This window comes from Exiguobacterium sp. SL-9 (assembly GCF_004336985.1).
Lineage (GTDB): Bacteria > Bacillota > Bacilli > Exiguobacteriales > Exiguobacteriaceae > Exiguobacterium.
Window position 1 is genome coordinate 503,875 of record NZ_SJUO01000001.1, and the last position, 13,674, is coordinate 517,548.

Below are 13,674 nucleotides of genomic sequence, written 5' to 3' on the forward strand. Positions count from 1 at the left end.
TTATCCCTCCATCATTAGAAGTGCTGGATCTTGAAGCAAGCGTTTCACCATGTTGAGTGCGTTTTGAGCAGTCGCACCGTCGATGAGGCGGTGGTCAAAGCTGAATGAAAGCGCGAGGACAGGTGCCGCGACGATTTCGCCGTCTTTCACGACAGCTTTTTCAGCGATGCGGCCGATACCGAGAATTGCAACTTCTGGGTGGTTGATAACAGGTGTGAACCATTGTCCACCAGCTGAACCGATGTTCGTGATTGTGATCGATCCGCCTTTCATGTCGTCCCCAGCAAGTTTGCCTTCACGTGCTTTACCGGCAAGCTCATTGATATTTGTAGCGAGTGCGTAAATTGACTTACGGTCCGCTTCTTTGACGACAGGAACAACGAGACCGTTGTCCGTATCAGCAGCGATACCGATGTTGTAGTAGTTTTTGTAGACGATCTCTTCGTTGACATCATCGATCGATGCGTTGATGGCTGGGTAAGCTTTTGCTGCAGCAGTCAATGCTTTTACGACGAACGGCAAGTACGTGAGTTTCACGCCTTGGTCAGCAGCAACTTGTTTGAACTCTTTACGGAGTGCAACGAGTTTCGTGACGTCGACTTCGTCCATGAGTGTAACGTGTGGCGCTGTGTGTTTCGAGTTGACCATTGCTTTCGAGATTGCTTTACGGATACCACGGATTTTCTCGCGCGTTTCGAGTTCAGGCGTTGCTGACTCGTAAGGCTTGATTTCCGTTTTCGCAGCCGCTGCTGGAGCTACAGATTCTGTTTTCTCTGTTGTAGCTTCTGCTGCTGGCGCTTCTCCGTTTGCGAATGCATCGATGTCTTCTTTCAAGACGCGACCGTTGTCTCCAGAACCTTGGACTTCACGGATGTCGACGCCTTTTTCACGAGCATATTTGCGGATTGAAGGCATCGCGATGACGCGCTCCGATTTGTGAAGTTGAACTTCACGCGGGCCGTCTTCTTTCACGTCTTCTTTCACATCTTCAGTCTTCTCTTCAGCTTTAGGCTGTTCAGGAGCTGCTTCTTCTTCACCGGCTGGTGCGTCACCTTCGATATCGAACGTGATGAGGACATCGCCGACGACCGCAACTGTACCTTCAGAGACTTTGACTTCTTTAACTGTCCCATCAACTGGAGCAGGAATCTCAACGACGGCTTTGTCGTTTTGAACTTCAAGAAGAATGTCATCTTCTTTTACTGTATCCCCTGCTTTTACGAACCACTTGACGATTTCACCTTCGTGAATTCCTTCACCGATGTCTGGTAATTTAAATTCAAATACTGCCACTGGTTTTTCCTCCCATCAATTCATCATGTAAACACAACGAGGGAGACAATTCTCCCTCATCGTTACTTGAACACGATCAGAAGTTAATAACTTCCTTAACTTTTGCAACGACATCTTTATGGTCAGGTAACCATGCATCTTCACCTTGTGCGAAAGCGAAGACTGTGTCTGGTGCAGTTACCCGAAGCACTGGTGCCTCGAGGTGAAGAATTGCGCGTTCTTGAATTTCAGTTACGACGTTAGCCGCAATCCCTGCTTGACGTTGTGCTTCTTGAACAACGATCGCACGGCCAGTCTTTTTAACAGACTCGACGATTGTTTCGATATCAAGTGGGCTTACTGTCATGAGGTCGATGACTTCGACGTTGATGTTTTCTTTTTCGAGCTCTTCTGCCGCTTTGAGTGACGTGTGGACCATTGCACCGTAAGTGATGATCGAAACGTCAGTTCCTTCGCGTTTCACGTCTGCTTTTCCAAGCTCGATCGTGTATTCGCCTTCTGGAACTTCGCCACGGAATGAACGATAAAGTTTCATGTGCTCGAGGAATACGACTGGGTCGTTGTCACGGATTGCAGAGATCAAAAGACCTTTTGCATCGTATGGCGTTGACGGAATGACGACTTTAAGACCAGGTGTCTGAGCCATCAAGCCTTCAAGGCTATCCGCGTGAAGTTCTGGTGTTTTAACACCGCCACCGAATGGTGAACGGATTGTAATCGGCTGGCTGTAAGCGCCGCCTGAACGGTAACGCATACGCGCCATTTGAGCTGCGATCGAGTCGAACACTTCGAATACGAATCCGAAGAATTGAACTTCCATGATTGGACGGAAGCCTGTAAGACCGAGACCGATAGCAAGACCACCGATACCAGACTCAGCAAGCGGTGTGTCGAAGACGCGGTCTTCGCCGAGCTCGTCTTGGAGACCTTCCGTTGCACGGAAAACCCCACCGTTTTTACCAACGTCTTCTCCGAAAAGAAGTACTTTCTCGTCGCGCTTCATTTCAACGCGCATCGCATCAGTAATCGCTTGGATCATTGTCATTTGAGCCATAACTTACTTCGACTCCTTTGCTGTATATTCTTCAAGCTGCTCTTTCAAGTTTGAAGGAAGTGTTTCGAACATGTTGTTGATGAAGTCCGAAACTTTTTGTTTTGGTTCTTTGTCAGCGAGGCTGATCGCTTCTTTGACGTCTGCTTTCGCTTGTTCGATGACTTCGTTTTCCATGTCTTCGCTCCATAGCTTTTTGCCTTCGAGGAAAAGACGGAAACGAACGAGTGGATCTTTCTCTTGGTACTCTGTATCTAGTTCTTTTGTACGGTAACGCGTTGGGTCATCCCCTGCGAGCGTATGTGGTCCGTAACGGTATGTGAGTGCTTCGATGAGCGTCGGAGTTCCGTCAAGTGCATCTTTACGCGCTTGTTGTGTTGCGGCGAGGACAGCAAGAACGTCCATTCCGTCAACTTGGATTCCGTTGATACCCGCTGCGACAGCTTTTTGCGCGATCGTTTTAGCTGCAGTTTGTTTCTCAACTGGCGTCGAGATCGCAAAGCGGTTGTTTTGAACGACGAAGATGGCTGGTGATTTGAATGCACCTGCGAAGTTCAATCCTTCGTAGAAGTCACCTTGTGATGAACCACCGTCACCCGTGTAAGTAATGGCGACGTTTGTGTTGCCGTTGCGTTTGAGGCCCATTGCCACACCCGCAGCTTGGATGATTTGTGCGCCGATGATGATTTGCGGCATCAATACGTTGACGTCTTCAGGAATACGGTTACCTGCGACGTGACCACGTGAGAACAAGAACGCTTGATAAAGCGGAAGTCCGTGGAATACGAGTTGCGGGATATCACGGTAGCCTGGAAGAATCCAGTCTTGTTTGTCGAGCGCATATTGCGTCCCGATCATCGTTGCTTCTTGACCAGCCACTGGCGCATAGAAACCTAAGCGTCCTTGACGGTTGAGCGAGATGGCACGTTGGTCCCAGATTCGTGTATAGACCATGCGGCGCATAAGCTCCTGAAGTTGCTCGTCCGTTACATCTGGCATTGCGTCTTGGTTGACGACCTCGCCCTTCTCGTCGAGAATACGGAACGTTTGGAAGTTTTCTTCCACGTTTTGAAGTACCTGAACGTTGTTCATTCGTTTCACCTCATCCTTTCAACTATGAGACAATTGTCTTTTTTGTGATCAAACACTACCTCAAATCTTAAGTGTATCTGTCCAAAAAAGCAATCTGTATTAACGTGATTCAGGAAAGTTGCACTTATCCTGCCGTTTCCTAGTCAGTATAAAACGGGTTGTTATAATAACGCAAAAAATATGCTCACCCCATAAAAACGCTTACATGACCACATCTTTCTCTTCATTTCGGCTCTGTATCATTTTCATTTCACCTTCTGTACCATCTAGGCGAAACGACTAATAAATATGATATAATTAGTCATATCGCCATTGGAAAGGAAGTTTTGCATGTTAACGATGAAAGATGTGATTCGTGAAGGAGACGAGCGGCTCCGTACCCGTTCAATCGAGGTCCCGGTCCCACCGACGGCAGAAGACGTTGCGCTACTCGACGAGATGGAGACGTTCCTCGTCAACAGCCAAGACCCAGAGATGAGCGCGAAGTATGAACTTCGCGGCGGTGTCGGCATCGCTGCACCACAGCTCGGTGTCAATCGTCGTTTCTTCACGGTCCTACTCCATGAGGAAGAAGAGACGTTCAAACTATCGATCTTCAATCCGAAAATCACGAGCCATTCGGTGGAGCAGACATATTTAAACGGCGGTGAGGGCTGTCTCTCCGTCGACCGTGTCGTCAAAGGGAACGTCCCGCGCCATCGCCGTATCACGATTGAAGGGGTTGACCGTGATGGTGCCCCGGTCAAATTGCGGCTCCGTGGAATGCGCGCCATCGTCTGTCAGCATGAGCTCGATCATTTAGATGGGGTCTTGTTCTACGACCGCATCAATCCGACCAACCCGTTAGACACTTACGGTGAGCCGATTTGAGGTGACGAGTTTGAAAAAAAAGGCGCTGTTGTTCTTATTCCCATTTTTATTTCTTTTAATCGGCGGATGTGTTCGTATCGAATATGATGCGACCGTCCATTACGACCAATCGGTCACGTTAGAGACGACGTACGCGTTCCGCGACCATCCGGTCATGAAGCTGCTCAATTTGCGGCTCGATTGGGATACATGGAAACAACAAGCGAATGCGAACGGCTATGCGACACGAGATTATTTTAGTGAAGACGATTACGAGGGCATGGTGCTGAAGAAGACGTTTGACAATGTCGATGACCTGCAGAACATTAAAGAAGAATGGAAAACCGGTCCGGCCGGCATTCTCGTCCCGCCCGACATGAAGTTTGACGTCGAGAAAGAAGACGGGATTTGGTTCGACTCTTATGTGCTCAATACGAATCTCGATCTTCGGCTCGACCGCATCAATCTGCCCGGCGTGAACTTAAGCGGCTCACCAAAACAATTGGCCGAGCGCTATGTCCGTCAAGCCGATATCCGCTTCAATCTGACCGTACCGACCGGCGTGTTCGTCGAAGACGGCACCGGCCTCGATGTACGTTCGATGAAACAGGTCGAATGGCAAGTTTACGGCGGCCGTCAGAACAACATGACCCTCGTCGCCCACGTACCGAACGTCAAGGCATGGATCCTCACGATCGTCGTCGCAGTCTTCCTCGCCCTCGTCGGTTTCTTCGTCTGGCAGAAGTACCGCAAAAACGTCGGCAATCCGGACAAGACATCCATCCGCTCCCGTATCCTTGGTGGATTGATCCTCGTCTTGACACTCGCTCTGATTATCGTGACAATCCGTGAAGAGTTGACGACCGAAAGGCAGACCGAAGCAATCCGTCAAGCTGCCCAGACGGACGAGTTCATCCCGACGTTCGCCGTGCACGGGTTACTTGGGACAGATCGGACGTTTCTCCGTTTCTCACAATATATGGAGCAACGCGGATTGGCCAAAGATGGAGCCCTCTGTACCGTGACGGCGAAAGGCGCGGTCGACTGCGTGATCAATGATTATAATTCGATGAGACCGATTGTCCGCATCGAATATGAGGATTCCGAGGCGTCGCTCAACAATCAGACAAAATGGCTGAACGCCGCAATCGAACGCTATAAAGATGAACGGAATCGTTCATTTGACCGTATGTACTTGGTCGGTCACAGCATGGGCGGGGTCGCGGCGGCAAACTATATCTTGAATCAGGATGAATATATCGTCGATAAGTTCGTGACGTATGACAGCCCGTTCGCCGGTACGCGTCTCGCTAACTTCGGTTTATCCGCCAGCAACTTCGGGATCAATACGGGTAGTCCTGCTATTCGTGACCTGTCCCCGACTTCTGACGGACTGCAAGCGTTCCAATCTAAGCTGGAGACGTGGCCGCGGTCTGTGCAGGTGTTCTCCTTCTCAGGCCGAGGTGGCGAATTCAACTTGATTGAGCCAGCGAGTTCGCTCTTGCTTGAGACGTATACGAATAACATCGAGACGGAAACCGTACCGTACGATCACTTCTCGCTCCATCGGAAGACAGACGTCCTCCGGGACAGCGGTCAGTTCTTGTATGAGTATTCAAACGAATTCAATCCAGTCGAAACGAATTGAACAAAGCCCGCCTTCTCAAAGGAAGCGGGCTTTTCCGTGGACATCGTCAGCCCATAGTCAAGCCCGCCTTCACGTAAAGGCGGGCTTTGTTTTAATACGTCATCGTCCAAGTGAGCTTTTGGAGCCAATAAATCAAATACTTCCCGATTGGTAAATCGGTCTGAATCTCATCGTAAGCGAGCGTATATGTCCTTTGCTCGTTGTTCCAAAGTCGTTTGAAGTAGCCATCGACTTCGCGGATGAATTCTGTCTCCGTCGTCGTGACAACTTCAACGTCCGCTTCGAGGTTATAGTCGTTCATGTTACGGGTCGTATAGTTCCCTGACCCCATGACGACGACGCGACGGTCTCCTTCCACATAGAGCATCTTCGGATGGTACTGTTCTTTGCCGACTTCGTACCAACGAATCTCGATTTGCTCGGGATTCACCGTGTTCAACTCCGCCGCGACCGGCAAGTTCGGCAAGCCCGACTTATCACGCCCGAATGCGTTCGTGTTCGGGTCGAGAATCAGCTTGACGAATACACCACGCTCAGCAGTCTCATGGATTGCTTGAATGATATTACGGTCGGCCAAGTAAAACATGCCAATCCAAATCGTTTCACCGGGTTTCGCTTCTTCCATCGCCCCGACAACCGCTTCTTGAATCTTGGATTCCGTCACGTAGCGAATTTGCATCGGACCGGATGATGGCTCCTCCCGTAAACTCTCGAGCTTCTCCTCGTTCGGGAAGCGTTTGGCGTCCCCTTTCGAGAACGTGGCGATGGCTTCCTCCCCTTCAAGGATGTCAGCTAGAATCGGTCCATTCAGCCGGACACCGACGTTCGAATGGTAGCCACTCGCATCGTGTGGATTGGCCGATAAGACGAACCCTTCATTCTCGGTCACCATCACTTTACGGTGGTTCGCTTTCACGTTCAAGAGCCGTAAATACGATCGAATCGTGATCTCTGGGGCCGACTTAGCCATCGGGTTCGGCAACCAACCGTTCTGGCTGTCCCCGAACCATTGGAAACCGATGCGATACAACGTCGAGTACAAGATATTCGGGTCCCGCAGCGCATCGAGGTTCGTGTAGACAATCTCGGCGCCCGCTTCTTTTAATACGTCCAAATGATCGGACGCGTGACCGTTATACGTCGTATTGATTTCATCGGTGATCAAGACGACGTCCAAGTCCGGATAGGCCTCCATCTGTTCTAGCAAGGCCGACGACAGACGGGACGTGATGTCGGGATACTGACGGTCTTCGTTCGAATACGGATTAAATAAGAAAAAGTCCATGACGATATATTCCCGAGCCTCACGGATTGACCGCTCGACATCTTGAAAAATCTCTTGCTCATTGATTTCGGTATCTTCGCCTTGATACGTCAAATCAGATAAAAAATCGATTTGGTCGTCTGAAATCGCGACCGGGTCCGACGCGCGTGATACACCTTCCGGTAGCGGCTTGACTTGATGGTAAATCATCGTGATGAGGAAAAGTAAGGCAAACGCGGCAAGACCCCACTTCAGCCATCCCTTCTTTCGTTTCGGTCGTTCCATTCGGCACCATCTCCTTATAGTATAGCCCTCTAAAAAAACGGACTGTAGTCACCTACAGCCCGCTCGTTCATACTTCCATGATAATCGGAAGAACCATTGGGTGTCTTCGTGTTTTTTGTGCCAAGTATGGCGTGAGCGTGTCCGAGACGAGTTGTTTCATCTCCGACCACTTCATCTGCTTGTTCGACAATCCTTGTTCGACCGTCTTCTTGAGCAACCGCTCACCGTCACGAATCAAGCTGCCCGATTCACGCATGTAGACGAAACCGCGTGAAATGATATCAGGACCTGAGACGAGCTTGCGCGTCTTGCCGTCGATGCTGATGACGACGACGACGAGTCCATCTTCAGAAAGGATTCGGCGATCGCGCAAGACGATATTGCCGATGTCCCCGATGCCGTTCCCGTCCACATATACTGCATTGGCTGAGATTTTGCCAGTGATGGCCGCCGAATCGGCGTCAACCGCGAGCACTTCCCCGTTATCCATGATGAAACTGTTCTCTTTCGGGATACCGACCGATTCTGCGAGTTCGGCATGTTTCACTAACATACGATATTCACCGTGAATCGGCATGAAGAATTTCGGATTGAGTAAACGAATCATGAGCAATTGCTCTTGTTGCGAACCGTGACCTGACGTATGGATATTCGACAATTTACCATAGACGACGTCAGCGCCGGCTTTATACAGTTGATCGATTGTCTTCCCGACCGAGATGGCGTTCCCCGGAATCGGTGACGACGAGAAGATGACCGTATCGCCGGGAATAATCGACACTTGGCGATGCGTCCCGTTGGCGATGCGGCTAAGCGCTGCCATCGGCTCCCCTTGCGAACCGGTACAAAGGATGGCTACTTCGTGCGGCTCATAGTTGCGCATTTGATTCGCTTCGATGATCATCCCTTTTGGCACGTTGATGAAACCGAGTTCTTGCCCGATCGTCATGACCTTGTCCATCGAGCGACCGAAGATGGCCAAATGGCGACCCGTCTCGGCACATGCATCGACGACTTGTTGCAGACGATAAATGTTCGAGGCGAACGTGGCGAAGATGATGCGGCCTTCTGATTTCCGGAACGTCTCGCTGATCGTCCCGCCTACGACCTTCTCACTCATCGTGAAACCTTCGACCTCTGCGTTCGTCGAGTCGGACAAGAGGCAAAGCACGCCTTCTTTTCCGATGTCTGCCATCTTCGCGATGTCAGCTGGTTCGCCGACCGGTGTGAAATCGAATTTGAAATCGCCCGTGTGGACGATGTTTCCTTGCGGCGTCTTGACGACGACGCCGAGTGAGTTCGGGATCGAGTGAGTCGTCCGGAAGAACGAGATGCTCGTCTTACGGAATTTGACAATCGTGTCCTCGTCGATTTCATGGAGTTCCGCTTCTCGGAGCAATCCATGCTCTTCTAGCTTCACTTTAATCAAACCGAGCGCGAGTTTCGTCGCGTAAATCGGCAATTTCACTTGTTTCAACAAGAACGGGATGCCCCCGATATGGTCTTCGTGGCCGTGGGTGATGAACACCCCTTTGACTTTATCCTTGTTTTTGATCAAGTATGAGTAATCAGGGATCACGTAATCGATTCCAAGCAAGTCATCCTCCGGGAACATGACGCCCGCATCGATGACAATAATCTCATCTTGGAATTGAACGACGTACGTGTTCTTTCCGATTTCTCCGAGTCCGCCTAGTGCGAACACAGCTGTTTGGTGGTTCTTTACAAACTTCATTTAATCTCTCCTTACTACAAGTAGTTGATGTTCATCTATGTGATACATAAGTGATTCTCGCCATAAAAATTATGTCTCCGTAAGATTCTTTCTTCATTATAGCTTATATTGTGACAATATTTCACTAATGACGTTAGATTGAGGGCGGTTTCTCGATTTCATGTTATGCTTTTTAGTATATAACTGACTTCATAAAAGACAGAGAAAGCATGGTGACGAACAATGGAAGATCAGAAAGTAGTGTTTTTTGATATCGATGGGACATTGCTCCACGAAGGGTCATACATCCCCCCTTCGACAATCAAAGCGATTGAACAACTTCGCGCGAACGGCGTCGAGACGTTTATCGCGACCGGACGAGGTCCGGCGATGTTGTCGGATATCCCAGCGCAAGTCGGGATTGAGAGCTTTGTTTGTTACAACGGACAAATCGTCGTCCATCAGGGCGAGGTCGTCTACCGGAACGCCTTACCGACAGATGCCCTTCATCGCCTGACCACGCACGCCGGCTCGAATGACCATACGCTCGTTTATCTCGGTCAAGACCGAGGTGGTGCGACGAAAGTGAACGATCCGATTGTCGAGCAGTCGCTCGGTGAGCTCGAGATGCCAATCCCGACCTATGAACCGAACTTCCATATCGAACAAGCCGTCTATCAGACGTTACTGTACTGTACACCAGAAGAAGAGCATCACTATTTGAACGCTTACGGAGAATTTGATTTCATCCGTTGGCACCCGCACGCCATGGACGTCATCAATCGTGGTGCGAGCAAGGCCGACGGCATCCGCCACTTCATCGAGGCGAACGGCTATCGGCTCGAAAACACGTATGCGTTCGGTGACGCATTAAATGACTTGGCGATGCTCGAATACGTCGGGACCGGTATCGCGATGGGTAACGCCCGGGCCGAAGCGAAAGAAGTCGCCGACTTCGTGACGAAGTCGATTCTCGAGGATGGCATCGAGTATGGCTTAAAACAAATGAAGCTCATCTAATCAAAAACGAGAGGCGTGCGCCTCTCGTTTTTATCTGGACCGAAGTGTACGTTCGAGTCGATCCAAGTCAGTATCTTTCCCAATGATGATCAAAATATCTTCTGGCAAAATCATCTCGTCGGCTTGAGGAGAGATGATGACGTCGTCATCGCGACGTACGGCAACGATGTTGACACCATATTTAGCACGAAGGTCCAAGTCGATGAGCGACTTGTTCGACAGCTTATCCGACGCTTTGATTTCAACGATCGAGTGCTCGTTCGAGAGTTCGAGGTAGTCGAGGATGCTTTGACTCATCAACCCGTTCGCAATCCGGACACCCATGTCACGTTCCGGGTGGACGATGTTATCGGCTCCGATACGACGCAACACTTTCTCGTGATAATCGTTCGTCGCCTTGACGGTAATGATTTGAACACCGAGCTCTTTCAAAATGAGCGTCGTCAAAATCGAGGCTTGAATATTCTCCCCAATCGCTACGATGACGTGCTCGAAGTTACGAATTCCGAGACTCTTCAACACGTTCTCATCTGTCGTATCCGCAATGACCGCGTGCGTGGCCAGTCCCATAAACTCGTTAACACGTTCTTCATCGGCATCGATGGCCAACACGTCATACCCGTTCGAAGACAGTTCACGTACGATCGAACCGCCAAACCGTCCTAATCCGATGACTGCAAATTCACCTGTCATAATTTCATACATCCCTTTCCTACGCTGTTTCTGTTCCCGATTCTTCGTACAGTGTAACCGATTCCCTTCAAAAAAACTATACAAAAAAAGACCGGAATCATCCGGTCTTACGCTTTACCACTCGAACGCTTTCCGCGTACATAGTCATTGTCGAACAAGAACAGGCGAAGCAAGAGATACAGCGCCGGTACGAGAAGGAGCAATCCGAGGATGAAGACGACGACGAGTGCGACCGCCATCGATTCGTTGACGACGCTTCCGTTGATGTCGATGTACGGATAGAGGATATACGGCAAGTGCGTATAGCCATATCCGAACCAGGCCATAAAGAATTGACCCATGACCATCAAGAACGCGAGGCCGTAGTTCCGCTTCAAGTAGACGAATGAGACCGCTACAATGAAGAAGATGAAACTTGCGGCGAACCACCACCAGTTGCCTGCCAAAATACTCTCATAATGCCAAGCCGCCTGCGATTTCAACCCGAAGAAGACGAGGCCCGACGCGATAATCGTCGGCACGCTCCAGAACAAGGCCCATTTCCGAACGAGCGGAACCGCTTGAACATCACGCGCCTTGTCCGCGTAAAACAACAGGAACATGGCACTGATGTAGAGTACCGACACGATTGCCAAGAAGACTACGGTCCATGAGTAGAAGTTGGTGAACAACTTCATGCCATCAAAGAAGACGCCCGACTCGGTCTCGTTGATGAACCCGCCTTGACTGACCGTGAGCACGGTCGACATCGAGGCCGGAATCAATAAGCCGGTCGCCCCATACAAGAACATGTAAAGCGTGCTCTCTTTTGAACCGTAGTTGGCGAATGCGTAGAAACTTCCGCGAATCGCCAACAAAATCAATACGACCGAAGCCGGCACGAGAAGTGCTGTCCCGTAATAGTAAGCCGTATCCGGGAAGAACCCGACAATCCCGACGAAGAAGAAGACGAAGAAGACGTTCGTCACTTCCCATGTCGGCGACAAATACCGTGCAATCAGACGGTTGATCATGTGGTCCCGCTTCGTGTACTTACTATAGAAAGCGAAGAAGCCGGCACCGAAATCAATCGATGCGACGATAAGATAGCCGTATAGAAACGTCCATAATACGGCAATCCCTAGTTCTTGAATCTGCATATCATACCCTCCGATCACACTTCATCCGCGAACATCGCTTCACCGCGATGCTCCGATTGTTTTAGTTCTTTCCCTACTGGGTTGTCCTTGAACAGACGAGTCAAGACGAGTACCGTGACCACGCCAAGAACTGCATACAGGATCGCAAAGGCGATAAGCATCCAACCGACGTTCGCTGATGTCGTCGCCGCCTCACTCGTGCGCATCAAATCGTAAAGCGCCCAAGGCTGGCGACCGAACTCAGCGAAGAACCAACCGAACTCGATGGCCATCATCGCCAGCGGGCCACCCGCTGCGATGGCGATAAGCATCGGTTTACTGAATTGAGGCAGTCGCTTGATATAGCGTCCGAGAACGAACAAGAACGAAATCAGTGCGAGGAGCATCCCAATTCCGACCATCGCATCAAACAGATAGTGGATGAATAGAGGTGGCTGATCTTCTTTCGCGAATTCATCAAGACCTGTCACCTCGTAGTTCGGTACACCGCCCGCTAAGATGGACAATGCATACGGGATCTTCAAGGCGCCACGTACTTCGTAACCGCCTTCCCCATCTTCCTCGAGCCAACCGCCCAAGATGAGCTCGGCTTCTGAGGAGGTCTCAAAGTGCCATTCCGCAGCCGCCAATTTGTCCGGCTGATACTTCGCCAAGTATTTACCTGAGAAGTCCCCGACGAGAGCAGTCGCAATCGCAAAGATGAGTGCGACGGTCATCGTCAAGCGAAGACCTTTTTTATGATACTCAATCGACAGCTTGTCGAGTTGATTCCGACGTTGACGGAGCAACTGGACGGCCGCGATCGCTGCTAGAATGAACGCTGACGTCAAGATCGCCGACGTCAAAACGTGTGCCATCTTCGTTGGCATCGCCGGACTGAACATCGCCTCGAGCGGGCTCACGTTGGCAAGCTGTCCGTCAACGATATCAAACCCGACCGGCTGGTTCATGAAACTGTTCACAGTCGTAATAAAGAAACCTGAGAACAAGGCACCGACCGCGACCGGAATTCCGACGAGCATATGGTGCCACGGATTTTTGAAACGATCCCACGTGTACAAATAAATCCCGAGGAAGATTGCTTCAAAGAAGAAAGCGAACGTTTCCATGAACAATGGAAGGGCGATCGTTTGACCGGCGACCCGCATCAGGTTCGGCCAAAGCAAGGACAGCTGGAGCCCGATTGCCGTACCTGTCACGACACCGACCGCTACGGTGACAACATAACCCCGTGACCACCGACGGGCCATCAAGGTATATTTCGGATCTTTCTTTTTAATACCTAAAAACTCTGCCAATAAAATGAGTAATGGAACCCCGACGCCGATTGTGGCAAAAATCACGTGGAAACCCAACGTGAGTGCCGTTAACGCCCGGCTCATCAGGACAGGATCTTGAAACATCTATTGATTACCTCCTATCTCTCTCTAGCGCTTTAAAACCAATGTCTATTGCGCAACATCACAGATGATTTCCCTTGGATACCCTTATCATAATGATTTTATATAGCGCTGTAATGTCTCAATGCTTGAGTTCGCAAAATGTTCACATTTGAGCATGCTTAACAATATCGACGCTTTACAAGTCTTATTTATTTCCCGAATCCTTAACCGTTTATGCACAATC

At 50.1% G+C, this 13,674-nt stretch carries 11 protein-coding genes; 3 read left to right on the plus strand and 8 right to left on the minus strand.

What is annotated here, in order from left to right; all coding sequences use genetic code 11:
* The 3 genes from EVJ34_RS02625 to pdhA form a co-directional block, all read right to left on the minus strand.
* Positions 1 to 1,293 carry a dihydrolipoamide acetyltransferase family protein gene (locus EVJ34_RS02625; RefSeq protein WP_131433731.1) on the minus strand — a complete coding sequence of 431 codons (1,293 nt, stop codon included), beginning with the start codon at positions 1,291 to 1,293 and terminating at the stop codon, positions 1 to 3.
* A gap of 76 nt (positions 1,294 to 1,369) precedes the next feature.
* Positions 1,370 to 2,347 carry an alpha-ketoacid dehydrogenase subunit beta gene (locus EVJ34_RS02630; RefSeq protein WP_131433729.1) on the minus strand — a complete coding sequence of 326 codons (978 nt, stop codon included), beginning with the start codon at positions 2,345 to 2,347 and terminating at the stop codon, positions 1,370 to 1,372.
* Positions 2,348 to 2,350: 3 nt separating this feature from the next.
* Complete coding sequence (gene pdhA / locus EVJ34_RS02635) at positions 2,351 to 3,436, minus strand: pyruvate dehydrogenase (acetyl-transferring) E1 component subunit alpha (protein ID WP_131433727.1); 1,086 nt, start codon at positions 3,434 to 3,436, stop codon at positions 2,351 to 2,353.
* A gap of 330 nt (positions 3,437 to 3,766) precedes the next feature.
* Here pdhA and def point away from each other — a divergent pair, with 330 nt between their 5' ends.
* Together def and EVJ34_RS02645 are read left to right on the plus strand one after the other, a co-directional pair.
* Positions 3,767 to 4,306, plus strand: coding sequence for a peptide deformylase (def, locus tag EVJ34_RS02640; protein WP_131484623.1), 540 nt, complete (start codon positions 3,767 to 3,769; stop codon positions 4,304 to 4,306).
* Between the two features lies 1 nt (position 4,307).
* A complete protein-coding gene (locus EVJ34_RS02645) occupies positions 4,308 to 5,933 on the plus strand; it encodes an alpha/beta hydrolase (protein ID WP_131484624.1) in 1,626 nt (541 codons plus the stop codon).
* Between the two features lie 91 nt (positions 5,934 to 6,024).
* On the opposite strand, the gene EVJ34_RS02650 is transcribed toward EVJ34_RS02645, so the two are convergent.
* Together EVJ34_RS02650 and rnjA are read right to left on the minus strand one after the other, a co-directional pair.
* A complete protein-coding gene (locus EVJ34_RS02650; protein ID WP_131484625.1) occupies positions 6,025 to 7,482 on the minus strand; it encodes a phospholipase D family protein in 1,458 nt (485 codons plus the stop codon).
* Between the two features lie 67 nt (positions 7,483 to 7,549).
* Positions 7,550 to 9,217, minus strand: coding sequence for a ribonuclease J1 (rnjA, locus tag EVJ34_RS02655; RefSeq protein WP_131433720.1), 1,668 nt, complete (start codon positions 9,215 to 9,217; stop codon positions 7,550 to 7,552).
* Positions 9,218 to 9,439: 222 nt separating this feature from the next.
* Between rnjA and EVJ34_RS02660 the strand changes: the two genes are divergently transcribed.
* Complete coding sequence (locus EVJ34_RS02660; protein ID WP_131433718.1) at positions 9,440 to 10,216, plus strand: Cof-type HAD-IIB family hydrolase; 777 nt, start codon at positions 9,440 to 9,442, stop codon at positions 10,214 to 10,216.
* A 30-nt stretch (positions 10,217 to 10,246) separates the two neighbouring features.
* Here the strand turns inward: EVJ34_RS02660 and EVJ34_RS02665 are convergent, their stop codons facing one another.
* From EVJ34_RS02665 to EVJ34_RS02675, 3 genes are all read right to left on the minus strand, one after another.
* The gene (locus tag EVJ34_RS02665) at positions 10,247 to 10,909 is read right to left on the minus strand and encodes a potassium channel family protein (protein ID WP_131433716.1); all 663 of its coding nucleotides are present in this window, start codon (positions 10,907 to 10,909) and stop codon (positions 10,247 to 10,249) included.
* Positions 10,910 to 11,016: 107 nt separating this feature from the next.
* Entirely contained in the window at positions 11,017 to 12,048 is a 1,032-nt protein-coding gene (locus EVJ34_RS02670; protein WP_131433714.1) for a cytochrome d ubiquinol oxidase subunit II, read from the minus strand.
* A 14-nt stretch (positions 12,049 to 12,062) separates the two neighbouring features.
* Positions 12,063 to 13,451: a cytochrome ubiquinol oxidase subunit I gene (locus EVJ34_RS02675; RefSeq protein WP_131484626.1), complete on the minus strand. Its 1,389-nt coding sequence runs from the start codon at positions 13,449 to 13,451 to the stop codon at positions 12,063 to 12,065.
* Positions 13,452 to 13,674 lie beyond the last annotated feature (223 nt).

Excerpts from the sequence above, each read along its gene's own strand:
- EVJ34_RS02630 (WP_131433729.1), bottom strand. The coding sequence starts at position 2,347 with ATGGCTCAAATGACAATGATCCAAGCGATTACTGATGCGATGCGCGTT.
- pdhA (WP_131433727.1), bottom strand. The coding sequence starts at position 3,436 with ATGAACAACGTTCAGGTACTTCAAAACGTGGAAGAAAACTTCCAAACG.
- def (WP_131484623.1), top strand. The coding sequence starts at position 3,767 with ATGTTAACGATGAAAGATGTGATTCGTGAAGGAGACGAGCGGCTCCGT.
- EVJ34_RS02650 (WP_131484625.1), bottom strand. The coding sequence starts at position 7,482 with ATGGAACGACCGAAACGAAAGAAGGGATGGCTGAAGTGGGGTCTTGCC.
- rnjA (WP_131433720.1), bottom strand. The coding sequence starts at position 9,217 with ATGAAGTTTGTAAAGAACCACCAAACAGCTGTGTTCGCACTAGGCGGA.
- EVJ34_RS02660 (WP_131433718.1), top strand. The coding sequence starts at position 9,440 with ATGGAAGATCAGAAAGTAGTGTTTTTTGATATCGATGGGACATTGCTC.
- EVJ34_RS02665 (WP_131433716.1), bottom strand. The coding sequence starts at position 10,909 with ATGACAGGTGAATTTGCAGTCATCGGATTAGGACGGTTTGGCGGTTCG.
- EVJ34_RS02670 (WP_131433714.1), bottom strand. The coding sequence starts at position 12,048 with ATGCAGATTCAAGAACTAGGGATTGCCGTATTATGGACGTTTCTATAC.
- EVJ34_RS02675 (WP_131484626.1), bottom strand. The coding sequence starts at position 13,451 with ATGTTTCAAGATCCTGTCCTGATGAGCCGGGCGTTAACGGCACTCACG.